This window comes from Nocardia sp. NPDC057353 (assembly GCF_042667085.1).
Lineage (GTDB): Bacteria > Actinomycetota > Actinomycetes > Mycobacteriales > Mycobacteriaceae > Nocardia.
In genome coordinates, this window is record NZ_JBHVAK010000026.1 from 39,731 (window position 1) to 64,535 (window position 24,805).

A 24,805-nucleotide genomic window follows, 5' to 3' on the forward strand; every position below is an offset into this window, starting at 1 on the left:
CGTCTCGGACCAGGTCCGGGCGGGGGTTCCGTCGTGTGCGGGTGAACCTTGCCCCGCACCGGGTGCGGGGCAAGGTTCAGAACTCGTCCGGCCGATCCGAGTCAGGCCGTCCGAGCTCGCTCCTGGTGCTCGACCCGGTCCCGCACGAAGCGGGCCACCCGGCCGAGCGCGGCCCTGCCCTCGGGCAGGCTCGGGAAGATGCTCATGAAGGCGTGCACCTGGCCGCGCCACAGCTCCAGGCTGTACGGCACGCCCGCCGCCGCGAGCCGGGCCGCCATCAGCTCGCTGTCGTAGCGCAGCACCTCGTCCTCCGCGGCGACCAGCAGCACCGGCGGCAGGTCCGCCAGGTTGCCGTTGACCGGCGAGAGGATCGGGTCGAGCACGCCGTCGATCTCGGCGCCGAGCCGGACCACCGCGGCCAGCGCGGAGAGCGGGATCAGGGCATCCCTGGAGACGTTCATGTAGCCGCTCTTGGCGACGTGGTCCAGGTCGAGCAGCGGGCTCAGCCCGATCAGCCCCGCGGGCGCGGGCAGCCCCTCGGCCAGCGCCTTCAGCGCGGTGGCGAAGGTCAGGTAGCCGCCCGCCGAGTCGCCCGCGATCACGATCCTGGACGGGTCGGCGCCGTGCCCGAGCAGCCAGCGGTAGGCGGTCAGGCAGTCCTCCACCGACTGCAGGATGGACCGCCCCGGCAGCTGCCGGTAGTCGACGTTCACCACCGGCAGCCCGGTGCGCCGGGCCAGGCTGGCGGCGATCGGCCGGTGCGTGCGCAGCCCGCACACCGCGAAGCCGCCGCCGTGCAGGTAGAGCACCGCGCCATGGCGCAGCGCGCGGGAGCCGCCCGCCGGGCGCAGCACCTCCAACCCGAAGCCGCGCAGCCGCACCTGCTCGCGCTCGACCCCGCGCGGTTCGCGGCGCAGCCGGGAGAGGCCGTCCACCGCGGCCGCGGCGACCGGGATGGTGTGCCGGTTGATCGGGACCTGCCGCAGCACCGGGCGGAGCACACCGGAGCAGGTGGCGAGCAGGAGGCGGGCGGCCGGGCTCGGGCCGTGCGGGTTCATCACCCTGCCCGTGAATTCGTCGCTGATCGCGGTCATGGCGGTACCTACCTCACCCACGGGCGGGACGTCCCCGCTGACGTCCCACTCCAGAAGATCACGACAAGTGTGATCCGTGCAACAACCATGCCCCGCCCGACCTGTTCGGCAAACCCGTCGTGACCATTTCGCGGTCGGGCTGGAACCTCACCGTCTCCGGCGCGGCGATGAGCCGGCAGACTCTGGGGCCATGCGCGGAATCATCCTGGCGGGCGGCACCGGCTCGCGCCTGCACCCGATCACGCGCGGGGTGAGCAAGCAGCTCGTCCCGGTCTACGACAAGCCGATGATCTACTACCCGCTCTCCACGCTGATGCTGGCCGGGATCACCGACATCCTGGTCATCACCACCCCGGAGGAGGCGGCCGCCTTCCGCAGGCTGCTCGGCGACGGCAGTGCCTTCGGCATCGCCATCGACTACGTGGTGCAGCCCGAGCCGGACGGCCTGGCCAGGGCCTTCGTCCTCGGCGCCGAGCACATCGGCACCGACTGCGCAGCGCTGGTGCTCGGCGACAACATCTTCCACGGCCCCGGGCTCGGCACCGGCCTGAGCCGCTTCCACGGGCTGGACGGCGGCGCGGTCTTCGCCTACTGGGTCTCCGACCCGACCGCCTACGGCGTGGTGGAGTTCACCGAGGGCAGGGCGGTCTCGATCGAGGAGAAGCCGAAGGCGCCGCGCTCCAACTACGCCATCCCCGGGCTCTACTTCTACGACAACGACGTGGTGGAGATCGCCCGCTCGCTGCGGCCGTCCGCGCGCGGCGAGTACGAGATCACCGACATCAACCGCGCCTACCTGGAGCAGGGCAAGCTCCGGGTGGATGTGCTCGCCCGCGGCACGGCCTGGCTGGACACCGGCACCTTCGACTCGCTGCTGGACGCCGCCAACTACGTCCGCACCATCGAGGAGCGGCAGGGGCTGAAGATCGGCGTGCCGGAGGAGGTGGCATGGCGGATGGGGTATATCGATGACGAACAGCTCCGCGCGGCCGCGGAGGGGCTGGTCAAGTCGGGGTACGGCGGCTACCTGCTCGACCTGCTCGAGCGCGGACGGGACTGATGAGCATGGAGATCAGGGAGATGGAGGTCCCGGGCGCCTGGGTACTGACGCCCCGGCAGTTCCGGGACGAGCGCGGGGTCTTCCTCGAGCAGTTCAAGGCCTCCGAGTTCGAGAAGGCCACCGGGCGCCCGCTGGACCTGAAGCAGGTGAACTGCTCGGTCTCCGCGGCCGGGGTGCTACGCGGCATCCACTACACCGAGGACCCGCCGGGGCAGGCCAAGTACGTCACCTGCGTGCGCGGCGCCTTCCTCGACGTCGTGGTCGACCTGCGGCCCGGCTCGCCGAGCTACGGCCGGTGGGACAGCGTGCTGCTCGACGACGTCGATCGGCGCTCGGTCTTCCTCTCCGAAGGGCTCGGCCACGCCATCCTCTCGCTCGCCGACGAGTCGACGGTGACCTACCTCTGCTCGCTGGAGTACAGCCCGGAGTTCGACCACGAGATCGACGCGCTCGACCCCGCGCTCGGCATCGACTGGCCCAGCGTCGGCCGGGACGGGCGGCCGCTCACCCTGGTGCGCTCCCCCAAGGACGAGGCCGCACCGCCCTTCACCCCCCGCTGACCGGGCGCCGCCCCCGCGGAGCGGCACCCGGTCCGGCAGCGGGCTCAGCCCGCGGGTTCATCCTTCTTCCGCAGGCTGACCAGGGCGGCCAGTGAGATCACCGCGCCCACCGCGGTGACCGCGGCGGCGAACTCCAGCCCGGGCCGGTAGGCCGCGAGCACCGCGGCGGGGCTGTCGTCGTGCGCCCCGCTCGCGATGAGCGCCGTCGTCACCGCGAGCACGATGGCAGCGCCGACCTGCATGGAGGTCTGCAGCACGCCCGCCGCGAGCCCCTGCTCGTCGTCGTCGATCCCGGCGGTGGCCTGGATATTGATGGCCGGGAAGCCGATCCAGCCGATGCCGATCAGCAGCACAGCGGGCAGCAGCACGGTCAGGTACGACGGCGCCGTGTCGATGCGCAGGAACAGCAGGTATCCGATGGTCATCACGGTGAGCGTCACCGCGATCACCGGCGCGGTGCCGACCCGGTCGACCAGCCGGTCGGAGAAGACCGCCGAGAGCGTCACCATGAGCCCCACCGGGAGCAGCGCCAGCGCCAGCGTCAGCGGGGACCAGCCCAGCGCGTCCTGCAGGTACAGCGTGACGATGAACTGCCAGCTGAAGTACGAACCGGCCAGCGCGATCACGGCCAGGCTCGCCCGCACCAGGGTGCGCTTGCGCAGGATGCCGAGCCGCACCAGCGGGTGCCGCACCCGCCGCTCGACGGCGACGAAGGCCGCGAAGAGCACCGCCACCGCGACGAACGAGCCCAGCGTGCGCGCAGTCGCCCAGCCCACCTCGGGCGCGGTGACCACGGTGTAGACCAGCAGCAGCATGGCCGAGGTGGAGAAGAGCGCGCCGAGCAGGTCGTGGCCGCCCTCTTCGGCCGGGCGGTCCTTCGGGACGAGCACCCACGCGGCGGCCAGCGCGGCGAGCGCCACCGGGACCGGGAGCAGGAAGGTCCAGCGCCAGCCGATGCCGGTCATCAGCCCGCCGAAGAGCAGGCCGCAGGAGTAGCCGCCCGCGCCGAAGACGGTGTAGATGGAGAGCGCCCGGTTGCGCGCGGGCCCCTCCGGGAAGTTGGTGGTGATGATGGAGAGCCCGGTCGGCGCGGTGAACGCCGCCGCCAGCCCCTTCACGAACCGGGTCAGGATGAGCAGCGGACCCGAGCTCACCAGCCCGCCCGCCAGCGAGGCCACCGCGAAGACCGCGAGCGCGACCAGGAAGACCCGGCGCCTGCCGAGCAGGTCGGCGGTGCGCCCGCCGAGCAGCAGCAGCCCGCCGTAGCCGAGCACGTAGCCGCTGACCAGCCACTGCAGCGTCGCCGTCGAGAGGTCGAGCTCGGCGCCGATCGAGGGGAGCGCGACGCCGATCATCGAGACGTCGAGGCCGTCCAGGAACAGCACGATGCAGAGCGTGATCAGCATGGCCCAGAGCCGTGCCGACCATCGGGCCGGATCGGTCGCCGCGGCGGCGGCGCGATGCGTTACCGAGGAAGTCATGAGCCGGAACATTACATGCGCACGCATTAGATGCCAACGCATTAAATGTCGTTGCATGAGATTGCCGTGGACACTAAGATGGGGCCATGTCGAACCTGCTCGGTGAGTGGCGACAGCTCCTCGATCGCCACGCCGCGGTGAGCTGCGCGCTGGAGAAGGCGCTGCAGCCGCACGACATCGGGCTCAGCGAGTTCGAGACGCTGGACCGGCTGGTCGACGCCGCCTGTGGCGACTACCGGATGAGCCAGCTCGCCGAGGACAGCCACCTGAGCCAGAGCGCGCTCTCCCGCACCGTCGCCCGGTTGGAGCGCGACGGGCTGGTCTCCCGCAGCATGTGCCCGGAGGATCGGCGCGCGGTCGCGGTCTGCCTCACCGAGAAGGGGAGGGCGGTCTACGACGCGGCCAAGCCCGCGCACCGCGCCGTGCTCGCCGAAATGCTGCTCTAGCAGCCGGTGCTACAGCGCGTTGCGCGCGTCCTCGATCCCGCGGCGGGCGTCGACGGCCACCGCCTCGATCCCGGCGAAGGCGGCGCGGTACCGCGCGACCTCCTGCTCCTTGTCCACGAAGAGCGGGCCGGTGAAGGCCTCCACGTAGACCACCGGCGGCTCCGGGTAGGCGGCGGTGGCGCCCGGGTCGAACTCCAGGACGACGAAGCGCCCCGACTCCATGCCGGGGTGGTAGCCGGAATCGGCGGGGACCACGCGGATCCGGACGTTCGGCAGCTCGGCCAGCTCGATCAACCGGTCCAGCTGCGCGGCCGCGACCTCGTTGCCGCCGATCTTGCGCCACAGCACCGGCTCGGCGATCAGCGCGTCCAGCCGCAGCGGCGCCACCGACCTGGTGAGCTGCTCCTGCCGCACCGCGCGCAGCCGCAGCCTGCGCTCGGCCTGGTCGGCGCTGAGCCCGGGCCGCGCGCCCGCCAGCAGCGCGCGGGTGTACGCCTCGGTCTGCAGCAGCCCGGGCACGGTGTCCACCTCGTAGCTGCGCAGCGCCGACGCCGCCTCCTCCAGGCCGAGGAAGACCTCGAACCCCTCCGGGATGGCGTCGCTGTACCCGGCCCACCAGCCGCGCGCCTTGGTCTGCCTGGCCAGCACGGTGAGCGGCTCGACCAGCTCGTCCGGCGCGGCGTAGACCTTGCACATGGCCTCGACGTCGAGGCCGCGCAGCGAGGTCTGGCCGGTCTCGATGCGCCAGATCTTCGCCTCCGACCACTCCAGGTGCCGAGCCGCGGCCCTGGTCGTCATCCCCGCGCGGTTGCGCAGGTCGCGCAGCTGCCTGCCGAGCTGCCTGCGCGGCAGCGTCGACCCGGTCACGCCCCCCGCGCCCGCAGGTTGCCCGGCCCCGGCGATCACCCGGCGTGCGTTCATCGTCACGTCCCCCCTGTGTATCCCGCTTCCCGTCGCATCGCGGGCGACCGGCCTCACCCCTCGGGCCGTCGACCGCGCCGGATACGCGGGTTGATCGATCACGAACGCCCGGTTACGAATCCTGGGCACTCGGACGGCATTGTTTCACAGTAAGTCCGGCAATGACGATCACTTGGAGTACCGGACCCGGTTCTGTCGATCGATCGGCGGACAGCGGTGTACTCATTTCCGTGAACCCCGCCGGAAGCGCCAGAACTGCACGGCGCGAACGTCTTCGGAGAGCTGGTTCACCGGCTCCGCGACATCGGAGAGCACCTGGAACAGATCGTCGGCGAGGTCGCCGATGTGCTCCACCCGCCCCGCCAGCCGGGCGGCGTTCACCAGGAACTCGAGCATCAGCCGGACCGCCGCCGCGATGGTCAGCCCGAGCGGCACCCCGACCAGCGCGGCCAGCACCCCGAGCACCGCGGAGAGCTGCCACAGCGCGACGGTCAGCGCGATCGGCACCGCGCAGGCGAAGACCAGCCCGAGCAGGTAGGCCAGCGGCAGCAGGGTGAGCGTGACCTCGCGCCGGAACCGGATGTCGAGCAGCCCGCTGGCCGCCTCGGCCACCCAGGCGCGCAGCGTCACCGCGCCGGGGGCGGCCCGCGGCTCGCCCGGTGGCGGAACCGCCTCCGCCCGGTCCGATCCCGCGCTGAGCGGGCCTTCGCCGGACGGCACCGGCGTGCTGTCGGAGTCGTTGCTCATCCCCGAATCCTTCCCGTATATCATCGCTCGGGCTACCGGCACCGAGGGTCGTCGAGCGCACTACCAGACATCGGCTTTACCGGTTGGGAATGAGACGAACATGACAGTTCGTAATTTTTCCGCGAACGCCGTAACGCCGAGGACACCGCGCACCGATACCTCTCGTGAATGCAGGAACCTGACTCTGACCGGGGAATGGAGAAAGACAGTGCGTACCACGTTTCCGACTTCCGTCTCGGCGGCCGCGATGACCGCCGCCGCGCAGGACTACGCCCAGCGTGGATGGACGGTCGCCGAAACGGCCAACGGCCTCTGCCTGATCGCCGACGAGGCGGTCGCGGGCATCGAGGTCACCGGCGAGCTCGCCGGTGAAGTCCGTCGCTTCCTCCGCGCCAACAACCTCACCGGCCCGGTGATCGAGATCCCCGGCACCGAGCGTCGCGAGATCCACCTGGTCACCGGCGTGGCCAAGGCCGAGATGGCGCTGGAGGCGCTGCGCGCCGCGGGTGCGGTCGTGCACACCGACGGCGCGGGCATCCCGCTGCCCCCCACCCAGCTCTCCGCGGGCTCCGCCTCCTGGGGCGTCGCGCCGGGCGAGGCCCGCTGGGTCCCGCCGGTGGTCGCCATCGGCGCCGCCGTCCGCGCCGCGCAGGCCAACCGGCGCGCGCAGCTCACCAGCGTCGCCTGCTGAGGTAGCGCCCGCACCGACCACGACCGGTGTCCGCACCGCCGAGGAACTCCCCACCCCGGCACCGCGGGCACCGGTCGTTCGCGTCTGCATTGATAGAAATTCCCGTCGTTTCTCTCATTATCAACGATGATGGGTGTATGGCCGCGAGCTCGAACACCAGGACCCTGCTGCGCACCTGCCCGCTCTGCGAGGCGGTGTGTGGACTGCAGATCACCCTCGACGCCGATGACCACGTGGTCGCGGTCCGCGGCGACCGGGAGGACCCGTTCAGCCGGGGGTTCCTCTGCCCGAAGGGCGCCAGCCTCGGGCAGCTCGACGAGGACCCCGACCGGGTCACCGAGCCGCTGATCCTGGACCGGGCCACCGGGGTACGGCGCACCGCCACCTGGGACGAGGCCTACGCGCTGATCGCCGAGCGGATCCCGGCGATCAGGGCCGCGCACGGCGGCCAGTCGATCGGGGTCTACCTCGGCAACCCGACCGCGCACTCCGTCGCGGGCGCGCTGCACGTGCCCGCGCTGGTCCGGGCGCTCGGCACCAAGAACCTCTTCTCCGCGAGCACCGCCGACCAGATGCCGAAGCAGCTCGCCAGCGGGCTGCTCTTCGGCGACCCGCTCGCGGTCCCGGTGCCCGACCTGGACCGCACCGGCTACCTGCTGATGCTCGGCGCCAACCCGCTGGAGTCGAACGGCTCGCTCTGCACCGCCCCGGATTTCCCTGGCAGGCTGAAGGCGCTGCGCGAGCGCGGCGGCAGGCTGGTCGTGGTCGACCCGCGGCGGACCAGGACCGCGGAGATCGCCGACGAGCACCTTTTCATCCGCCCCGGCAGCGATGCCTACCTGCTCTTCGGCATCGTGCACACGCTCTTCGCCGAGGACCTGGTCACCGTGGAGGTGCCGGTCAACGGCCTGGACGAGGTGCGCGCGGCGGCCGCCGACTTCACCCCCGCCGCGGTGCAGCGCCGCACCGGCGTCCCGGCCGAGACCGTGCAGCGGCTGGCCAGGGAGCTCGCCGCGGCGCCGCGGGCGGTGGTGTACGCGCGGATCGGCACCTGCACCGCCGAGTTCGGCACGCTCACCCAGTGGCTGGTCGACGTGCTCAATGTGCTCACCGGCAACCTCGACTCCCCCGGCGGCGCCATGTTCGCCACCGGCGCCACGCTCGGCATCGTGCGCAGCAAGCCGTTCCGGCCGGGCCGCTGGCGCAGCCGGGTGCGCGACCTGCCCGAGGCCATGGGCGAGATCCCGGTGGCCACGCTCGCCGACGAGATCAGCACCCCCGGCGACGGGCAGATCCGCGCGCTGGTCACGGTCGCGGGCAACCCGGTGCTCTCCGCGCCGAGCGGGCCGCGGCTGGACGCCGCCTTCGCCGGGCTGGAGTTCATGGTCAGCGTCGACCGCTACGTCAACGAGACCACCAGGCACGCCGATGTCATCCTGCCGCCGCCGCGCACCACGCAGTCGCCGCACTACGACTTCGCGCTGCTGCAGTTCGCGGTGCGCAACTACACCAGGTACTCGCGGCCGCTGGTGCCGCTCGGCGACCGGCCGTCCGAGTCCGAGGTGGTCGCCCGGCTGGCGGCGGCGGTCTCCGGGCAGCCGCACGGCCGGGAGGCGCTGGCCGCGCTGGACGAGTTCGTGATCGCGGGCATGCTGCACCAGGCCGGGTTGGACGAGCGGCGGCCCGAGCTGCAGGGGGTGAACAGCACCGAGCAGCGCATCGACCTCATGCTGCGGCTCGGCCCGTACGGCGCGTGGAACGGCGGCACGCTGGAGCTGAACTCGCTGCTCGAGCAGGAGCACGGCATCGACCTCGGCCCGCTGCAGCCGAAGCTGCCCGACAACCTGCGCACCGCGTCGAAGCGGGTGGAGCTGGCGCCGCCGGAGCTGCTCGCCGACACCGAGCGGCTGCGCGCCGCGCTCGCCGCCGCCCCGCCGGACGTGGTGCTGATCGGCCGCAGGCACCTGCGCTCCAACAACAGCTGGATGCACAACCTGCCTCGGCTGGTGAGCGGCACCAACCGCTGCACCCTGCACATCCACCCGGACGACGTGGCCAGGCTCGGGCTCGGCGAGCACGCGATCGTGAAGTCCGCGGCCGGGGTGGTGACGGTGCCGCTGGAGCCGACCGAGGCGATCATGCCCGGGGTGGTGAGCCTGCCGCACGGCTGGGGCCACGGCGGCAGCGACCAGGAGGTGGCGCGCGAGCACGCCGGGGTGAACGCGAACATCCTGACCGACGACTCGGTGCTGGACGTGCCGTCCGGCAATGCCGTCTTCAACGGAGTCCCGGTCTCCCTCACCCCCGCCTGAGCCGAGCGGATACCAACCGGTTCACCAGAAAAAACCGAATACGCCTGCCCGGCGCCCGCAAATTCCTGGAAAACCCTTGCGCACGAGCATTTTCCCGGAGACATACCTCGCATTCCGGTGAGCGCCGGGTGGGCAACTCCCTAAACTGGTCGACGTTTTCGTTCGACGACCGGAGGGGGCGCGATGCCTGGTTCTCGACACGGCAGCGACGGGGAGCGCGACCTCCAGGAGCGGTACGGCAGCGCCGCGCGCGCCGAGCGCTTCTATGACGAGCAGGTTCTGGATCACCTGAACCCGGCCATGATCGACTTCGTCGCCCGGATGGACATGGCCTTCATCGCCACCGCCGACCGGAACGGGGAATGCGATTCCAGTTTCCGGGCGGGCGTTCCCGGATTTCTGCACGTGGTGGACGAACGCACCGTCGCCTATCCCGAATATCGCGGGAACGGCGTCATGGCGAGCCTCGGCAATATCGTGGAGAACCCGCACATCGGCATCATGCTGCTGGATTTCGTGCACGATCTGATCGGGCTGCACATCAACGGCACCGCGCACATCGTGGAGGACGACGTACTCCGGCCGCGAGTACCGGGACTACCCGCGCAACACAAGGGCCGGATGGCCGAGCGCTGGGTGGTGGTCGACGTGGAGGAGGCCTACATCCACTGCCGCAAGCACATCCCGCACCTGGTCCCGGCGGACCGGGAGCTGCGGGACTGGGGCACCGACAATGTCCGGGCCAAGGGCGGCGACTACTTCGGCGCCAAGGCGGGCAGGGCGGCGCTCAGCGGATCTTGAAGATGACCGCCCGCTGCACCACGAAGTTGATCACCGTCGCGGTGCCCTGGGCGACCACGAAGGCGAGCACCAGGGTGACCAGGTTGTCGTCCAGCCAGCGGTTGATCAGCGAGTTGATCCCCACCTGCACCGCGAAGGTGACGGCGTAGAGCAGCACGACCGCGAGGAAGCGGAGCCGGCTCGGCGGCGCCTGGAAGGTCCAGCGGCGGTTGATCAGGTAGGCCGTGGTGGTGCCCGCGACGAAGCCGAGCGCCTTGGCGAGGTCCAGCGGCAGGCCGACCAGTTTGTAGAGCAGGAGATACAGCCCGAAGTCGACCACCGCCGAGAGCCCGCCGGTCAGGGTGAACCTGATGATCTGCGTCTTCAGGTCCACATCGGTGCTCTGCTGCATTCGGCGCTCCGGGGCCCCTTCGTGGTTACGCGAGCTACCGCCTTCGGGGCCGGCCGTCGCGCCGGCCGGCTCGTCGACCAGGGGCAGCTCGGCGGGCAGCGGGAGGTGCGGTTCGGCGGACACGACGGAGAGCCTAACCCGCCGTACCGGGGAGTACGGAGACGCCGATCACCGCCGGGGGGCTACCTGTAGCCTCTATGCCGATGTCCACGAAAGCTCCGACCGCCACCACACCGTCCACCGGTACCGGCAGCGCCGGTGACGCCGTCGAACTGTCGACGCGCACCCGCTCGCTGACCGGGTGGGGTCGCACCGCACCCACCTCCTCCGAAGTGCTCTCCACGGGCGACCCCGAGGTGATCGCCAAGGCCGTGGCCCTGGTCGCCGAGGACAACGACGGCAAGCCGGCGCACCTGCGCCGCGGCGTCATCGCGCGCGGGCTCGGCCGCTCCTACGGCGACAACGCGCAGAACGCGGGCGGGCTCGTCGTCGACATGACGGCGCTGAACAAGATCCACCGGATCGACCGCGATTCCCGGCTGGTCGACGTCGACGCGGGCGTGAACCTGGACCAGCTCATGAAGGCGGCGCTGCCGTTCGGGCTCTGGGTCCCGGTGCTGCCCGGCACCAGGCAGGTGACGGTCGGCGGCGCCATCGGCTCCGATATCCACGGCAAGAACCACCACAGCGCGGGCAGCTTCGGCAACCACGTGCGCTCGATGGAGCTGCTCACCGCCGACGGCACCGTGCAGACGATCACGCCCAAGAAGAATCCCAAGCTCTTCTGGGCGACCGTCGGCGGGTGCGGGCTCACCGGCATCATCCTGCGCGCGAGCATCGAGATGACGCCGACCGAGACGGCGTACTTCATCGCCGACGGCGATGTGACCGCCGGGCTGGACGAGACCATCGAGTTCCACAGCGACGGCTCCGAGGACCGGTACGAGTACAGCTCGGCCTGGTTCGACGCCATGAGCCCGGAGCCGAAGCTCGGCCGCGCCGTCATCTCGCGCGGCTCGCTGGCCAAGCTCGACGAGCTGCCGAAGAAGCTGCGGAAGAACCCGCTCGGCTTCACCGGCAAGACCTTCCTCACCTTCCCGGACCTCTTCCCCAACGGCCTGCTGAACCAGAAGACGTTCGCGCTGGCGACCGAGGTCTGGTACCGCAAGGGCGCCACCTACCGGCAGCAGCCGCAGAGCCTCACCGCCTTCTACCACCCGCTCGACATGCTCGGCGAGTGGAACCGCGCCTACGGCTCGCGCGGCTTCCTGCAGTACCAGTTCGTGGTGCCGCCGGAGGCGGTGGCGGAGTTCAAGCAGATCCTGGTCGACGTCCAGCGCAGCGGGCACTACTCGTTCCTGAACGTCTTCAAGTACTTCGGCGCGGGCAACCAGGCGCCGCTCAGCTTCCCCATGCCGGGCTGGAACGTCTGCCTCGACTTCCCGATCAAGCCCGGGCTGAACGACTTCGTCACCGAACTGGACCGCCGCGTCCTGGAATTCGGCGGCAGGCTCTACACCGGCAAGGACTCGCGGACCACCGCGGAGACCTTCCACCAGATGTACCCCCGGATCGACGAGTGGATCAAGGTCCGCCGGAGTGTCGATCCCACAGGCGTTTTCATGTCGGACATGGCGAGAAGGCTGGAGCTCCAGTGATCAATGCCGTTGGCAACCCGCAGACCATCCTGCTGCTCGGCGGAACCTCCGAGATCGGGCTCGCGATCTGCGCCGAGTACCTGAAGAAGGGGCCCGCGCGGATCGTGCTGGCCGCGCTGCCGAACGACCCGCTGCGCGACACCGCGGTGGCGCAGCTGAAGGCCGCGGGCGCGAGCGGGGTCGACGTGGTCGACTTCGACGCCCTCGACACCGACAGCCACCCCAAGGTGATCGACGCGGCATGGGACGGCGGCGACGTCGATGTGGCCATCGTGGCGTTCGGGCTGCTCGGCAATGCCGAGGAGCTGTGGCAGAACCAGCGCAAGGCGGTGCAGATCGCGGGGATCAACTACACCGCGGCGGTCTCGGTCGGCGTGCTGCTCGGCGAGAAGATGAAGGCGCAGGGGTTCGGGCGGATCATCGCCATGTCCTCGGCCGCTGGGGAGCGGGTGCGGCGCTCGAACTTCGTCTACGGCTCGACCAAGGCCGGGCTGGACGGGTTCTACCTCGGGCTCGGCGAGGCGCTGCGGCCGTTCGGGCCGCGGGTGCTGGTCATCCGGCCCGGACAGGTGCGCACCACGACCACCGTGAAGCACTGGGAGGAGACCGGGGCCAAGGAGGCGCCGTTCACCGTGGACAAGGAGGAGGTGGCCGCGCTCGCGGTCGCCGCGTCGGAGAAGGGCAGGGAGCTCATCTGGGCGCCGGGCACCTTCCGCTACGTGATGTCGGTGCTGCGGCACATCCCGCGGCCGATCTTCCGCAAGCTGCCCATCTAGTCCCGTTGACCAACTCCGGCCCCCTGGCGATCCTGTCCCGCCGCGTCGCCTCGGGTGTGGGTGCCGCGCTGCTCGCCGCGGTGGTGGCCGCGGTCGTCGCCGCGGTGCAGCTGGTGGCGTTCTCGCTGGTGGAGTGGCCCGCGTTCAATTCGTCGAACGTCACCAGGGCGCTCACCACGGTGGGGCAGGTCGGCGCGGCGGTGCTGCTGCTCGCCGCGGTCGTGCTGCTCCGGCGGCACCGGTGGCCGTGGCTCGCGAAGCTGCTCTCCTGGGCGGGGATCTCGACCTTCGTCACGGTCACGCTCGGCATGCCGCTGGCCGCGACCAAGCTGTACCTCTTCGGGATCTCGGTGGACCAGGAGTTCCGCACCGAGTACCTGACCCGGCTCACCGACAGCGCCGCGCTGCGCGACATGACCTACGCCGAGCTGCCGCCGTTCTACCCGGCGGGGTGGTTCTGGCTGGGCGGGCGGGTCGGGAACCTGCTCGGCATGGACGGGTGGGAGGTCTTCAAGCCGTACGCCATCGTGGCGCTTGCGGTGGCGGCGGTGTTGGCGCTGGTGCTCTGGAGTGAGCTGATCCGGGCGGACTCGGCGGTCGCGGTCACCGCGGCGACGGTGGCGCTCACGCTGGCGTACGCCTCGCCCGAGGCGTACAGCGCCGTGCTCGTCGTGCTGATCGCGCCCGCGCTGGTGCTCGCCTGGGGTGCGCTGCACCGGCCTTGGCCGCGCGGGGCGTCGGCCGGTGGGTGGGGTGCGGTGCTCGGTACCGGGCTCTTCCTCGGGCTGTGCGCGACCTTCTACACGCTGTACGCCGCGCTGGCGGCGTTCGCCGTCGCGCTCATGGGGCTGATCGCCGCCTGGCTCGCGGTGCGCGCGCGCCGCGCCGCGCGCAAGGGGCTGCGTGCCCGCCGCCCCGCAGCGCGCGATGCCGCCGAGTCGCCCGCGGTGCCCGCCGTTCCCGCGACCGCGGCGCCCGCAGTCCCCGCGCCCGCAGAAGCCGCGCCCGCAGAAGCCGCAGGCGGCCCGCGGCCTGCCGACGGCTTGAAGGCCGATGCGCCCACCGGGGGTGCGTGGCGGGCGGCGGTGCCGCCGCTGACCCGGCTGGCGGTGATCGCCGGGATCTCCGCGCTGGTGGCGCTGCTCGTCTGGACCCCGTACCTGGTGGAGGCGCTGACCGGCACGGTCGCGCTGGGCGGCGGCGCCTTCCACTACCTCCCGGAGGCCGGGGCCGAACTCCCGCTGCCGATGGCCGAGTTCTCGCTGCGCGGCGCGCTCTGCCTGCTCGGCCTGGTCTGGCTGGTGCTCAGGGCGGGCTCGTCGCGGCGGGCGCAGGCGCTCGGCATCGGCGTGGTCGCGGTGTACCTGTGGACCCTGCTCTCCATGCTGGCGACCGCGGCGGGCACCACGCTGCTCTCCTTCCGGCTGGAGCCGGTGCTGCTGGTCCTGCTCGCGGCGGCGGGGACGTTCGGCTTCGTCGAAGGCACCCGCGCGGTGTACCTGGCGTTGAACGAGCCGGAGCGGTTCCGCGCCGTAGCCGTCGCGGTCGGGCTGGCGGGCGCGCTCGCCTTCGCGCAGCAGATCCCGCACGTGCTCGCCGCGGAGATCACCACCGCCTACACCGACACCGACGGCGACGGCAACCGTGCCGACAAGCGAAACCCCTCGGCGGTCACGCACTACGCGCAGATCGACGAGGCGCTGCGCGCGCAGACCGGCCGGGCCCCGTCCGACACCGTGCTGCTCACCGCCGACACCAGCTTCCTCGCCTACTACCCGTACTTCGGCTTCCAGGGGCTGACCTCGCACTACGCCAACCCGCTCGCCGATTTCGCGGGCCGCGCCGCCGCCATCGAGGCCTGGAGCGAGCTGGAGACCCCCGCCGAGCTGCTCGCCGCGCTCGACGCCGCGCCGTGGCGCGCCCCGGACGCCTTCCTCTTCCGCCGCGGCGGCGACGGCTACACCCTGCGGCTCGCCGCCGACGTCTACCCGAACGACCCGAACGTGCGCCGCTACACGGTGAGCTTCCCCACCGCGCTCTTCGACGATCCCGCCTTCACGGTCACCGATATCGGCCCGTTCACGCTGGTCACCGTGGCGCGCTGAGGTTTTCGCTGCCCCGGCGCCCGCGGGGCGCGTCCGGGCGGAGCCGGTACGGTTGACGGCCGTAACCGAGCGTGAGGAGTGATCCCCGAGTGCGGCAGGCGCAGGACGTCACGACGGAGCCCGCGGTCCGCGACCGGAAACCACAGCGGTTCCTCCGCAGGCACCGCATGGATCTCGCGGTCGCCGCCGGGTACCTGGCGCTCGCCTGCGCCGTGCTCTCCGGGCAGTGGCGCGCCACCGGCGACGGCTACCTGGTGAAGAGCGGCCAGGACCAGACCATGTGGGAGTGGTTCTTCGCGGTCACCGCGCACTCGGTGGCGCACCTGGAGAACCCGCTCGGCACCGACCTGCAGAACTTTCCGGCCGGGGTGAACCTCATGGCCAATACCGCGATGTTCGGCGTCGGGGTGCCGCTCACGCCGGTCACCCTGCTGTTCGGGCCGACCGTCACCTTCGTGCTCGTCCTCACCGCCGGGCTCGCGAGCACCGCGTTCGCCTGGTACCTGCTCTTCGCCCGCGAGCTCACCGCGTCCAGGGGCGCCGCGGTGCTCGGCGGGCTGTGCTGCGGTTTCGCGCCGGGCATGATCTCGCACGCCAACGCGCACCCGAACTTCGTGGTGCTGCCGCTGCTCCCGGTGATCGCGGGGCTGGTCATCCGGCTCGGGCGCGGGCCGGTCGGCGGTGTCCGGTGGCGGGCCGCAGGCACGCTCGGGCTGCTGGTCGCCGCACAGATCGCGCTCGGCGAGGAGCCGCTGCTCATCTTCGCGCTCGCCTTCGGGCTCTTCGGCGTCGTCTACCACCTGCACGACCGGCGGCGCGGGCTGCGGGCGCTGCGCGCGCTCGCCCCGACCGTGCTCGCCGCCGCGGCGCTCACGCTGCTGCTCTGCGCGGTGCCGCTGTGGTGGCAGTTCTTCGGGCCGCAGAGCTACCGCTCGATCGACCACGGGCCGATGGGGAACGACCTGAAGGCGCTCGCCCAGTTCCCGTCCGAATCGCTGGGCGGGCTGCTCTCCTCCGGCCAGAACGTCGCGATCAACCCGACCGAGCAGAACGCCTACTTCGGCTGGCCGCTGCTGCTGCTCACCGCGGTGGCGGCGGCCACGCTGTGGCGGGAGCGGGTGGTGCGCGCCGCCGCGGCGGTGATCGTGGTGTTCGGGGTGCTCTCGCTCGGCTCGGAGGTCATACTCGGCAAGCGCCCGACCGGGATCACCGGGCCGTGGCGCTGGGCCGAGGAGGTGCCGCTGCTGAGCACCGTGCTGGAGAGCAGGCTCGCCATGGCCGCGGCGCCAGCCATCGCGGTGATCCTGGTGCTCGCCTGCGCCAGGGCGCGCGAGCGCGCGCGGGCCGACCGCACCGACCCGCGGCCCGCGCTCTTCCTGGTCGGGCTGGTCGCGGCGCTGCTCCCGCTGGTCCCGACGGTGCTGCCGGTGGTGCACCGGGAGCCGACGCCGCGGGTGTTCGCCGAGCACCTGATCGACCCGTACTTGCGCGGCGGCTCGGTGGTCGTGATCCCGCCGCCGCGGCCGGTCGACGCGCGGGCGCTGCGCTGGCAGGCCGACGCGGGCTTCGAGTTCCCGCTGGCCGACGGGTATTTCGTCGGGCCGACCGGCGCCGACCGCAAGGGCAGCTACGGGCCGCCCGCGCGGCCGACTGCGGCGCTGCTGGTCGAGGCGCAGCAGTCCGGGCGGGTGCCCGCGGTCGATGCGGCGACACGCGAGCGGGCGCGCGCGGATCTGCGGTACTGGCGCGCCGACGTCCTGGTGCTGCCGGTGACCGGCGCCGGCACCGATGTCCTGCGCGCGACCACCACGCAGCTCGTCGGCGCGGAGCCGGTGCGGGTGGCCGATGCGTGGGTCTGGGACGTGCGGGCGATCGGGGCCGCGGCGGGCGGTCTATAGCATCAACGACCGTGCGACCGGACCGACCCACCGCTGCGTTCACCCGATACCGCCTGATCGCCCTCGTCTCCGGGCTGCTCGGGTTCGTACTCGCCCTGCTCACACCGCTGCTGCCGGTGCGCCAGGAGGCGGCGGGCCTGGACTGGCCGCAGGCCGGGGCGGCCTCGGTCGAGGCGCCGCTGGTCTCCTACGTCCCGCTGCGCCTGGACGCCGCGCTGCCCTGCGCGCTGCTCGGCGCGGTGCCGGAGGGGGATCGGACCCCCGCCCCCGGCGGGGCGGCGGGGGATACGCCGGGCGGGGGTGCGCCGGGCGCGTCCGACACGACGGCGAGCGCGACCGCGCGTGAGCAGGCCGCGCCGGGCGACAGCACGGCGGGCGATGATGCCACCGGGGCGTCCGCGCCCGCGCGGGGCACGACGCTGCTCTCCACCATCCCGCCCGCCTCCCCCGAGGCGAGCGCGAAGGGCCTCACCGTCACCGTCCGAGACGGCACGCTGACCGTGCTGCTGCGCGACGTCCCCATGCTCGCGGCCCCGGTGGCGGAGCTCCAGAACTGCACCGCGGTCACCGTCGCGGTGGACGAGAAGGCGGCCACCGTCGAGTTCACCGGGGCGACCAGGGAAGACGGCACCCCGTTCCGCAATACCGTCACCCGCGACATCCGCCCGCAGCTGGTCGGCGTCTTCACCGACCTCGGCGCTGACCAGCTCAGCGGCGCGAACCTGCACGCCGACCTGGACTCCCGGTTCACCTCCAGCCCGACGCCGCTCAAGCTCACCGCCATGGTGCTGGCCGTGCTGGCGACCCTGGTCGCGCTGGTCGCGCTGCACCTGCTCGACACCGCCGACGGCCGGAAGGCGCGCCGCGTCCTGCCCGCGCACTGGTGGCGGTTCACCCTCGCCGACCTCGCGGTGCTCGGCACGCTCGCGCTCTGGCACATCATCGGCGCGAACACCTCCGACGACGGCTACATCCTGAACATGGCCCGCGCCTCGGAGCGCTCCGGCTACCTGGCGAACTACTACCGCTGGTTCGGCGTGCCCGAGGCGCCGTTCGGCTGGTCCTACGAGGTGCTGGCCTGGATGGCGAAGCTCTCCACCTCCAGCCCGTGGATGCGGCTGCCCGCGCTGCTCGCAGGCATCGTCTGCTGGCTGGTGATCAGCCGCGAGGTGCTGCCCCGGCTCGGGGCGCGGGTGCGGCGCAACCGGGTCGCGCTGTGGACCGCGGGGCTGGTGTTCCTCGCGTTCTGGCTGCCCTACGACAACGGCCTGCGCCCGGAGCCGCTGATCGCCGCGGGCGCGCTGCTCACCTGGTGCTCGATCGAGCGCGCCATCGCTACCGGGCGGCTGCTGCCCGCCGCGCTCGGCGTGCTGATCGCGGCCTTCTCGCTGGCCGCGGGGCCGACCGGACTGATCTGCCTGGCCGCGCTGCTGGCCGGGTCGCGCCCGGCGCTGGTGGTGCTGGTGCGCAGGGTCCGCTCCACGCACCCGGTCGGCCGGGCGGCCACCGCGCTGCGCTACCTCGCCTACACCGCGCCGATCCTGGCCGCGGGCACGGCGGTGCTGGTGGTGGTCTTCGCCGACCAGACGCTGGCGACGGTGCGCGAGGCCACCAGGGTGCGCACCGAGGTCGGGCCGAACGTGGCCTGGTTCGACGAGCGCACGCGCTGGGACTCGCTGCTCATGCTGGCGCCGGACGGCTCGCTCGCGCGCCGCTTCGGGGTGCTGCTCATGCTGCTCTGCCTGCTGGTCTGCGTGCTGCAGGTGCTGCGCAAGAACGGAATCCCCGGCACCGCGCGCGGCCCGTCGGTGCGGATCCTCGGCATCGTCTTCGGCGCGCTGCTGCTCATGATGTTCACCCCGACGAAGTGGACGCACCACTTCGGCGTCTACGCCGGGCTGGCCGCCTCGCTGGCCGCGCTGGCCGCCGTCGCGGTCGGTGTGGACGGCATCAGGCGGACCCGCAACCGCGCGCTCTTCGCGGCGGCGGTGCTCTTCGTGCTCGCCATCACCTTCACCGGCTCGAACGGCTGGTGGTACGTCTCCAGCTACGGCGTGCCGTGGTGGGACAAGGCGCCGCTGGTGGCGGGCAAGGGGCTCTCCACGCTGTTCCTCGGGCTGGCCGGGGTGGCGCTGCTGGTGGCGGCGTGGGCGCACTACCGCTCGCCGTTCCGCCCGGACGGCGCGCCAGGCCGCTTCGACCGGCTCGCCTCGGCGCCGCTCACCGTCGCGGCGGCGCTGCTGGTGCTCTTCGAGGTGGCCTCGCTGCTCAAGGGCGCGGCCGGGCAGGCGCCTGGCTACAGCATCGCGCTCTCCAATGCCCGCGCGCTGGCCGGGCAGCCCTGCGCGCTCGCCGACGAGGTGCTGGTGGAGACCGACACCGCGGGCTCGGTGCTGCTCCCGATCACCGGCTCGCCCGCCGACGGCCTCGCCGCGCAGAACACCGGCTTCACCCCGGACGGCGTCGCCGCCGACCTCACCGCCGACGCCGAGGAGACCGCGAGCGGCGGCGCCAACTCGGTGGACGGCGGCGCCGAGAACAAGACAAGCAACACCACCGGCGCGGGCACCGGCGGCGGTGTCTCCGCCCAGGCCGGGGTGAACGGCAGCACGGTGGCGCTGCCCTTCGGCCTCGACCCCGCCCGTACCCCGGTGCTCGGCAGCTTCCAGGAGGGCGTGCAGGAGCAGGCGTCGCTGACCACCCAGTGGTACGGCCTGAACCTGGGCGACAGCATGCGCCACGACCCCGCCTACCGGACGCTGGTGGTCACCGCCGCGGGCCGGATCCGCTCGGTGGACGCCGACGGCGTCGCCACCTACGGCTCGGACCTGAAGCTGGAGTACGGGGTGCGGGACGGCGCGGAGGTGCGCGTGCTCGGCTCGGTGCTGCCGCTGGACATCGGCCCGGCGCCGTCCTGGCGGAACCTGCGGGTGCCGCTGGACGAGATCCCGCTGGAGGCGAACGCCGTGCGGCTGGTCGCGGTGGACAACGACATCACGCCGCGGCAGTGGCTCGCCGTCACCCCGCCCCGGCTGCCCGAACTGGCGACGCTGAGCAGCGTGGTCGGCACCACCGACCCGGTGCTGCTCGACTGGCACGTCGGGCTGGCGTTCCCGTGCCAGCGGCCGTTCGACCACGCGCACGGGGTCGCGGAGGTGCCGCGCTGGCGCATCCTGCCGGACCGGGTCGGCTCGGACGCCTCCAATGCCTGGCAGGACGATATCGGCGGCGGCCCGCTCGGCTGGACCGGGCTGCTGCTGGACGCGCAGACCGTGCCGACCTACCTCGACCACGACTGGGGTCGGGACTGGGGTTCGCTGGAGCGCTTCACCCCGCTCGATCCGAGCGCCGAGCCCGCGGCGGTCACCGTCACCGACGTCACCCGCTCCGGACTGGCGGCGGAGGCGCCGATCCGGGCGCAGTAGCCGGGGGAAAACCGTTGCCGGAGCGAACGTTCCACACAGGGTGCGAAGGCTCCGGTGACTCCACCGCTACCGTCCTGGCAGGTCGCCGGGGAGGCTTTCGCATCTTCGCAGCGACCCGTCGGATTGCCCGGCGAATTTCCGAATGGATACGTACCCTGGCGCACATGACCACGGAATTCGATGACATGGAGCTGCGCGACCTCGTCGGATTGCTGAACGAGGAGGAGCAGCGCGAACTGCGCCCCGCCGTACTGCGGATGCTGTCCAAGCTCCCTCCCCAGGAGGTACTCCGCAGGGAATTGGGGCGGCGGTTGACCAAGGTCTAGACACTTCGCGCCCGGTTGCCCCGGGCACACGGACGAACCGACGAAGGCCGTCGGGGAGGCGCTGAACCAGCGTCGCCCGACGGCCTTCGTCGTTGTGGTGGGTGCCTGCCCCCGCGGCCGCACGGTGCGGCCGCGGGGGTGGCTCGCTACTGCTCGAACACCCGCAGCGGGCCCGGGCTCCACAGCCCGGAGCGGCTGACGGTGTCGGTCTGCAACTGCGCCGGGACCGCGGGGAGGTACTGGTCGTACCGCTCCAGCGAACCCCAGTCGCGGGCCCAGTCGTGCTCCAGGTAGGTCGGCACGGTGGTGGAGCGGGCCAGCATCTGCGAGAAACCGAGCGGGCCGCCGAACTCCTGGGCCTGCCAGGTGTTGGTCGAGCTGATGGCGAGCGGCCGGTCCGGCAGGATGCGGTAGTTCGGCACCTCGGCCACGCCGTACTCGTGGTCGAACGGGCGCTGGCAGGGGAACTGCAGCCCGACCGCCCAGTCCAGCAGGATCGGCTGCTCGCGGCCGAGGTAGCCGTTGAGCGAGCGCAGCTCCGGCATGCGCGGCGGGGTGAAGGCCAGCCACTGGTCGCCGATCAGGATCGGGTCGTTGGCCACGATCCGCACCGCGTCGGCCTCCGGCGCGATCTCGTCCAGCGGCACCCGCAGGTTGCGCCAGGACGGGAACGGGCCGATGTCGCGCGGCAGGTAGGTGCCGAGCTGCTGCACGGTGCCGTCCGGCTGCCGCTTGCCGTAGTCGACGGTGAGCGACTGGCCGTACTTCATGGCGCCGGTGTCGTCGTAGGAGAGGATGCGGCCCGCCGCGGTGATCACGACCAGCGGGCGGTCGTCCGAGCGCGGCGCCAGCTGGTACCAGCTGGAGGTCAGGTTGGCGGGCTGCTGCACGCCCTCCTGGTAGCTGCCGAGCACCGGGGTGCTCGCCGGGTCCAGGCCGTAGGGCAGCGCGACGGTGCTGCCGTTGACGCCGAGCGCGCCCTGGCCGCCGCCGGTGCCCGCGCTCTCGCCCTCGGCGAAGGCGGCGCCGACCGATTGGGTCGAGGTGTTGCCGGTGCCCGGCTTGACCTCGACGCTGTCCGCGGAGAGGTCGTCCGGGACGCCGTTCGGGTCGAAGCCGACCGGGTTCGCCCCGGCCAGCGGGTCGGCGGCCGGGTTCGCCGGGTCGACGATCGGCTCCAGCCGCCCCCCGTTCGGGTCCGGCTCGACCAGGACGTCGGTCGCCAGGCCGCAGGTCTCGCCGCTCAGCGCGTTGAGGTTGCCGCGGGCCAGCGAGTACCCCGGGTACTGCGAGACCGCGCCCTTGGCCAGCGACGCCACCTCGAGCAGCACCATGAGCGCGGCGACCACGGTGAGCGGGATGGCGGCGAACTTCCGGACCCGCTGTCCGCGCGCAGAGCGCGGCGAACTCGGGGGCTTGGCGTACCCCTCGCGCAGCGAGAGCCAGGCCACCAGCGCCAGCGCGACGCCGAAGAGCACGAGCATCAGCGTGTTCGACTGGAAGCCGGAGAGCGAGATGCGCTTGTCGAACCACGGGACGCCGAAGCTGGAGACGTACCAGTAGCCGTTGATGCCGGAGAACGAGATCGCCAGCACGAAGAGCAGCCCGGCCAGGAAGATGGCGCGGTTCTTCCGCGCCCGCAGCGCCGAGGCCGAGACCGCGACCGCGGTGACCGCCGCCAGCGAGCCCGCGATCCCCGCGTACGCGCCGAAGTGGTGCGTCCACTTGGTCGGGTTGAACATCATGAAGAAGATCGTTCCGAAGACGATGCCCATGAGCCGCCAGGTCGGCGCGGCCGCGATGCCGGGCACCCGGCGCCTGCGCAGCAGCACCAGCATGGTGGTGAAGAGGCAGAGCAGCATCACCAGGAAGGCGAAGCGGCGGGCCAGCGAGCCGTCCACCGTCTCCACGAACAGGTAGTAGTAGCGCAGGTAGTCCTCGTACCAGGCCAGGTTGGGGCCGGTGGCCTGGCGCACCCGGTTCGCCTCCTGGATGCCGGCGAAGGTCTGGTCGCTGTAGACCACGGTGAGCACGAGCAGCCCGGACGCCGCTATCGGCGCCAGCAGCGCGGCGGTCGCCGCCAGGCTGCCGCCGAGCCTGCGCCTGGTGCGCACCGCGATCCGCACCATGGGTCTGATGCCCGCGAGCAGCGCGGCCACGCACATGAGCCCGGTCGGTGCGGCGGCCAGGGTGAAGGCGGCGATCAGGATCGCGATGGCGGCGGGCAGCAGCCTGCCGGTGGCCACCGCGCGCTCGATCGAGACCCAGGTGAGCAGCGCGCCGAGCGCGACGATCGGCTCCGAGCGCAGGCCGTTGTCGAACGGCAGCCAGAAGGCGAGGAAGACCAGGCCGCCGGTCCAGAGCGCGACCCGGCTGGTGCGCACCCCGCGGCCGAGCCGGGGCACCACCTCGCGGCTGATCACCATCCAGCAGAGGATCGCGCAGAGCAGCGCGGGCACCCGGACCCACGGGCTGGCCGTCGAGATCTCGGAGAAGACCTGGATGACGTAGTAGTACCAGCCGAACGGCGCCTCCGGGACGCCGAACCAGCGGAAGTAGTTGGCCATGTACCCGGCGTGCGGGGCCACCCGCACCATGCTCAGGATGTAGCCGTCGTCGGAGGTGTTGGCGCCGATGAAGTGCCAGACCACCAGGGTGCCGATCACGGCGCCGTCGGCGAAGGTCGGCTTCAGCCAGTTGCGCGGCAGGAAGCGGCGGTGGCCGCGGCCGTCGCTGCCGTCCAGCCGGGCCAGCGCGCCGAGCGCGAGCAGCGTCAGCAGCACCGCGCCGATCATCGCGCTCAGCTTGATCCAGGTGGGGCTGGTGCTGAACCTGGTGTCGACCTCCATGTCGAAGGAGAGCCCGGGCGGGACGTCGCCGCGCAGGTCGGTGAAAATGCCGACCACCTGCGGGCGCAGGTCGCCCGCGAGCGTGCCCGCCACCGGCCTGCCCTCCGGGGTGAACAGCCCCTCGAACGCCGCCGTCGTGGCGTTCTGGTCCGAGCTGATCTCGATGCTCGTGCACTCCGCCATCCGGGCGCGCTCCGCCGTCGCGACCACCGCGTTGCGGTCGATCACGTCCACCGCGGTCTCCGAGACCCGGACGAACAGCGACTCCAGCGCGGCGGCGGTCCCCTGCGGGGGCGCGGTGGCCAGCAGCATCCCGCCCTGCGGCGGCAGCTGCGCCACCGCCGAGCACGGGATCGTGGCCCGCAGCTCCAGCGGCACCTGCGACATCAGCGGCGCCTGCACGTTCTGCACCGACCCGCCCTGCGGCCACTGCAGCGTCGCCGTCGTCTGCGTCACCGGCAGGAACGGCGTCGCCAGCGCCAGCAGGGCGCCGAGCACGCCCGCGATCAGCGCGATCAGGCGCGCGACACGGTAGTCCTGCGGGGCGACCTGAGGCGCGGCGGGAGGCTTCGACAAGACAGCGGTAGCGGGGTCGGGCACGGTTGGCAATGCTAACCGCCCGCGTGTCGGCACGGGCGCGCGCTCCGCGACACCACCGGAGAATGACGGCCCCGGATACACGGCGGGCGGCGCAGAGATGGAAAGCTGGGGGCATGACCAAGGTGAATCTCGAGACCAACCACGGGCCCATCGTGCTGGAGCTGGACGAGGAGAAGGCGCCGGAGAGCGTGCGCAACTTCGTGCAGTACGTAGAGGCCGGGCACTACGACGGCACCATTTTCCACCGCGTCATCCCGGGCTTCATGATCCAGGGCGGCGGGTTCGAGCCGGGTCTGCAGCAGAAGCCGACCCAGCCGCCGATCCAGAACGAGGCGGGCAACGGCCTGAAGAACCTCAAGTACACCGTCGCCATGGCGCGGACCAACGACCCGCACTCGGCCACCGCGCAGTTCTTCGTGAACGTGTCGGACAACGACTTCCTGAACCACTCCGCGCCCGCCGGTCAGGGCTGGGGCTACGCGGTCTTCGGCAAGGTCGTCGAGGGCACCCAGGTGGTGGACGCGATCGCGGGCGTCGCCACCGGCAGCGCGGGCCCGCACCAGGACGTGCCGAAGCAGGACGTGGTGATCGAGAAGGCCACCGTCGTCTGATCGGAGCCCCCCGAATCGGCCCGCCCCGGAACCCCGGTGGCGGGCCGATCGCG

The 24,805-nt window shown here is 72.1% G+C and carries 19 protein-coding genes; 13 read left to right on the forward strand and 6 right to left on the reverse strand.

What is annotated here, in order from left to right:
• Nucleotides 1–101 precede the first annotated feature (101 nt).
• Nucleotides 102–1,094, reverse strand: coding sequence for an alpha/beta hydrolase (locus ACFUUZ_RS15945; RefSeq protein WP_378696704.1), 993 nt, complete (start codon nucleotides 1,092–1,094; stop codon nucleotides 102–104).
• A gap of 190 nt (nucleotides 1,095–1,284) precedes the next feature.
• On the opposite strand from ACFUUZ_RS15945, the gene rfbA reads away from it, so the two are divergent.
• A complete protein-coding gene (gene rfbA / locus ACFUUZ_RS15950) occupies nucleotides 1,285–2,154 on the forward strand; it encodes a glucose-1-phosphate thymidylyltransferase RfbA (protein WP_378696705.1) in 870 nt (289 codons plus the stop codon).
• Nucleotides 2,155–2,159: 5 nt separating this feature from the next.
• The gene (locus tag ACFUUZ_RS15955; protein WP_378696756.1) at nucleotides 2,160–2,714 is read left to right on the forward strand and encodes a dTDP-4-dehydrorhamnose 3,5-epimerase family protein; all 555 of its coding nucleotides are present in this window, start codon (nucleotides 2,160–2,162) and stop codon (nucleotides 2,712–2,714) included.
• Nucleotides 2,715–2,758: 44 nt separating this feature from the next.
• Here the strand turns inward: ACFUUZ_RS15955 and ACFUUZ_RS15960 are convergent, their stop codons facing one another.
• Nucleotides 2,759–4,195: an MFS transporter gene (locus tag ACFUUZ_RS15960; protein ID WP_378696707.1), complete on the reverse strand. Its 1,437-nt coding sequence runs from the start codon at nucleotides 4,193–4,195 to the stop codon at nucleotides 2,759–2,761.
• Nucleotides 4,196–4,281: 86 nt separating this feature from the next.
• On the opposite strand from ACFUUZ_RS15960, the gene ACFUUZ_RS15965 reads away from it, so the two are divergent.
• The gene (locus ACFUUZ_RS15965; protein ID WP_378696709.1) at nucleotides 4,282–4,641 is read left to right on the forward strand and encodes a MarR family winged helix-turn-helix transcriptional regulator; all 360 of its coding nucleotides are present in this window, start codon (nucleotides 4,282–4,284) and stop codon (nucleotides 4,639–4,641) included.
• A gap of 9 nt (nucleotides 4,642–4,650) precedes the next feature.
• Here the strand turns inward: ACFUUZ_RS15965 and ACFUUZ_RS15970 are convergent, their stop codons facing one another.
• Nucleotides 4,651–5,562: a helix-turn-helix domain-containing protein gene (locus ACFUUZ_RS15970; protein ID WP_378696758.1), complete on the reverse strand. Its 912-nt coding sequence runs from the start codon at nucleotides 5,560–5,562 to the stop codon at nucleotides 4,651–4,653.
• 222 nt (nucleotides 5,563–5,784) lie between these two features.
• A complete protein-coding gene (locus tag ACFUUZ_RS15975) occupies nucleotides 5,785–6,309 on the reverse strand; it encodes a DUF4282 domain-containing protein (protein WP_378696711.1) in 525 nt (174 codons plus the stop codon).
• Nucleotides 6,310–6,517: 208 nt separating this feature from the next.
• On the opposite strand from ACFUUZ_RS15975, the gene ACFUUZ_RS15980 reads away from it, so the two are divergent.
• The 3 genes from ACFUUZ_RS15980 (at nucleotide 6,518) to ACFUUZ_RS15990 (ending at nucleotide 10,113) form a co-directional block, all read left to right on the forward strand.
• Nucleotides 6,518–7,000, forward strand: a complete 483-nt coding sequence (locus ACFUUZ_RS15980) for a hypothetical protein (RefSeq protein WP_378696713.1) — start codon at nucleotides 6,518–6,520, stop codon at nucleotides 6,998–7,000.
• 137 nt (nucleotides 7,001–7,137) lie between these two features.
• On the forward strand, nucleotides 7,138–9,312 hold the full coding sequence (locus ACFUUZ_RS15985) for a molybdopterin-dependent oxidoreductase (RefSeq protein ID WP_378696715.1): 2,175 nt from the start codon (nucleotides 7,138–7,140) through the stop codon (nucleotides 9,310–9,312).
• Nucleotides 9,313–9,495: 183 nt separating this feature from the next.
• Nucleotides 9,496–10,113: a pyridoxamine 5'-phosphate oxidase family protein gene (locus tag ACFUUZ_RS15990; RefSeq protein WP_378696717.1), complete on the forward strand. Its 618-nt coding sequence runs from the start codon at nucleotides 9,496–9,498 to the stop codon at nucleotides 10,111–10,113.
• Here ACFUUZ_RS15990 and ACFUUZ_RS15995 read toward each other — a convergent pair.
• Nucleotides 10,100–10,504, reverse strand: a complete 405-nt coding sequence (locus tag ACFUUZ_RS15995; RefSeq protein ID WP_378696760.1) for a GtrA family protein — start codon at nucleotides 10,502–10,504, stop codon at nucleotides 10,100–10,102. The two genes, ACFUUZ_RS15990 and ACFUUZ_RS15995, sit on opposite strands and share 14 nt — an antisense overlap.
• Nucleotides 10,505–10,707: 203 nt before the next feature.
• On the opposite strand from ACFUUZ_RS15995, the gene ACFUUZ_RS16000 reads away from it, so the two are divergent.
• From ACFUUZ_RS16000 to ACFUUZ_RS16025, 6 genes are all read left to right on the forward strand, one after another.
• Nucleotides 10,708–12,162 (forward strand): FAD-binding protein, encoded by a 1,455-nt coding sequence (locus ACFUUZ_RS16000; protein ID WP_378696719.1) that lies wholly within the window; start codon nucleotides 10,708–10,710, stop codon nucleotides 12,160–12,162.
• On the forward strand, nucleotides 12,159–12,938 hold the full coding sequence (locus ACFUUZ_RS16005; protein WP_378696721.1) for a decaprenylphospho-beta-D-erythro-pentofuranosid-2-ulose 2-reductase: 780 nt from the start codon (nucleotides 12,159–12,161) through the stop codon (nucleotides 12,936–12,938). The genes ACFUUZ_RS16000 and ACFUUZ_RS16005 overlap by 4 nt, the downstream gene beginning before the upstream one ends.
• A 5-nt stretch (nucleotides 12,939–12,943) precedes the next feature.
• Nucleotides 12,944–15,043 (forward strand): arabinofuranosyltransferase, encoded by a 2,100-nt coding sequence (locus ACFUUZ_RS16010; protein WP_378696723.1) that lies wholly within the window; start codon nucleotides 12,944–12,946, stop codon nucleotides 15,041–15,043.
• A gap of 89 nt (nucleotides 15,044–15,132) precedes the next feature.
• Nucleotides 15,133–16,941, forward strand: a complete 1,809-nt coding sequence (locus ACFUUZ_RS16015) for a glycosyl transferase (protein WP_378696725.1) — start codon at nucleotides 15,133–15,135, stop codon at nucleotides 16,939–16,941.
• A gap of 11 nt (nucleotides 16,942–16,952) precedes the next feature.
• Entirely contained in the window at nucleotides 16,953–20,366 is a 3,414-nt protein-coding gene (locus tag ACFUUZ_RS16020) for an arabinosyltransferase domain-containing protein (RefSeq protein WP_378696727.1), read from the forward strand.
• 164 nt (nucleotides 20,367–20,530) lie between these two features.
• Nucleotides 20,531–20,692, forward strand: a complete 162-nt coding sequence (locus tag ACFUUZ_RS16025; protein ID WP_169811444.1) for a hypothetical protein — start codon at nucleotides 20,531–20,533, stop codon at nucleotides 20,690–20,692.
• A 146-nt stretch (nucleotides 20,693–20,838) separates the two neighbouring features.
• Here the strand turns inward: ACFUUZ_RS16025 and ACFUUZ_RS16030 are convergent, their stop codons facing one another.
• A complete protein-coding gene (locus ACFUUZ_RS16030; protein WP_378696729.1) occupies nucleotides 20,839–24,141 on the reverse strand; it encodes an arabinosyltransferase domain-containing protein in 3,303 nt (1,100 codons plus the stop codon).
• Between the two features lie 113 nt (nucleotides 24,142–24,254).
• Between ACFUUZ_RS16030 and ACFUUZ_RS16035 the strand changes: the two genes are divergently transcribed.
• The gene (locus ACFUUZ_RS16035; protein WP_378696731.1) at nucleotides 24,255–24,752 is read left to right on the forward strand and encodes a peptidylprolyl isomerase; all 498 of its coding nucleotides are present in this window, start codon (nucleotides 24,255–24,257) and stop codon (nucleotides 24,750–24,752) included.
• Nucleotides 24,753–24,805 lie beyond the last annotated feature (53 nt).

What these genes read in the sequence shown, in the direction of transcription:
- ACFUUZ_RS16025 (WP_169811444.1), top strand. Translation starts at nt 20,531, where the DNA reads ATGACCACGGAATTCGATGACATGGAGCTGCGCGACCTCGTCGGATTG.
- ACFUUZ_RS15945 (WP_378696704.1), bottom strand. Translation starts at nt 1,094, where the DNA reads ATGACCGCGATCAGCGACGAATTCACGGGCAGGGTGATGAACCCGCAC.
- ACFUUZ_RS15985 (WP_378696715.1), top strand. Translation starts at nt 7,138, where the DNA reads ATGGCCGCGAGCTCGAACACCAGGACCCTGCTGCGCACCTGCCCGCTC.
- ACFUUZ_RS15990 (WP_378696717.1), top strand. Translation starts at nt 9,496, where the DNA reads ATGCCTGGTTCTCGACACGGCAGCGACGGGGAGCGCGACCTCCAGGAG.
- ACFUUZ_RS15965 (WP_378696709.1), top strand. Translation starts at nt 4,282, where the DNA reads ATGTCGAACCTGCTCGGTGAGTGGCGACAGCTCCTCGATCGCCACGCC.
- ACFUUZ_RS15970 (WP_378696758.1), bottom strand. Translation starts at nt 5,562, where the DNA reads ATGAACGCACGCCGGGTGATCGCCGGGGCCGGGCAACCTGCGGGCGCG.
- ACFUUZ_RS15960 (WP_378696707.1), bottom strand. Translation starts at nt 4,195, where the DNA reads ATGACTTCCTCGGTAACGCATCGCGCCGCCGCCGCGGCGACCGATCCG.
- ACFUUZ_RS15975 (WP_378696711.1), bottom strand. Translation starts at nt 6,309, where the DNA reads ATGAGCAACGACTCCGACAGCACGCCGGTGCCGTCCGGCGAAGGCCCG.
- ACFUUZ_RS15955 (WP_378696756.1), top strand. Translation starts at nt 2,160, where the DNA reads ATGGAGATCAGGGAGATGGAGGTCCCGGGCGCCTGGGTACTGACGCCC.
- ACFUUZ_RS16000 (WP_378696719.1), top strand. Translation starts at nt 10,708, where the DNA reads ATGTCCACGAAAGCTCCGACCGCCACCACACCGTCCACCGGTACCGGC.
- ACFUUZ_RS15995 (WP_378696760.1), bottom strand. Translation starts at nt 10,504, where the DNA reads ATGCAGCAGAGCACCGATGTGGACCTGAAGACGCAGATCATCAGGTTC.
- ACFUUZ_RS16035 (WP_378696731.1), top strand. Translation starts at nt 24,255, where the DNA reads ATGACCAAGGTGAATCTCGAGACCAACCACGGGCCCATCGTGCTGGAG.
- rfbA (WP_378696705.1), top strand. Translation starts at nt 1,285, where the DNA reads ATGCGCGGAATCATCCTGGCGGGCGGCACCGGCTCGCGCCTGCACCCG.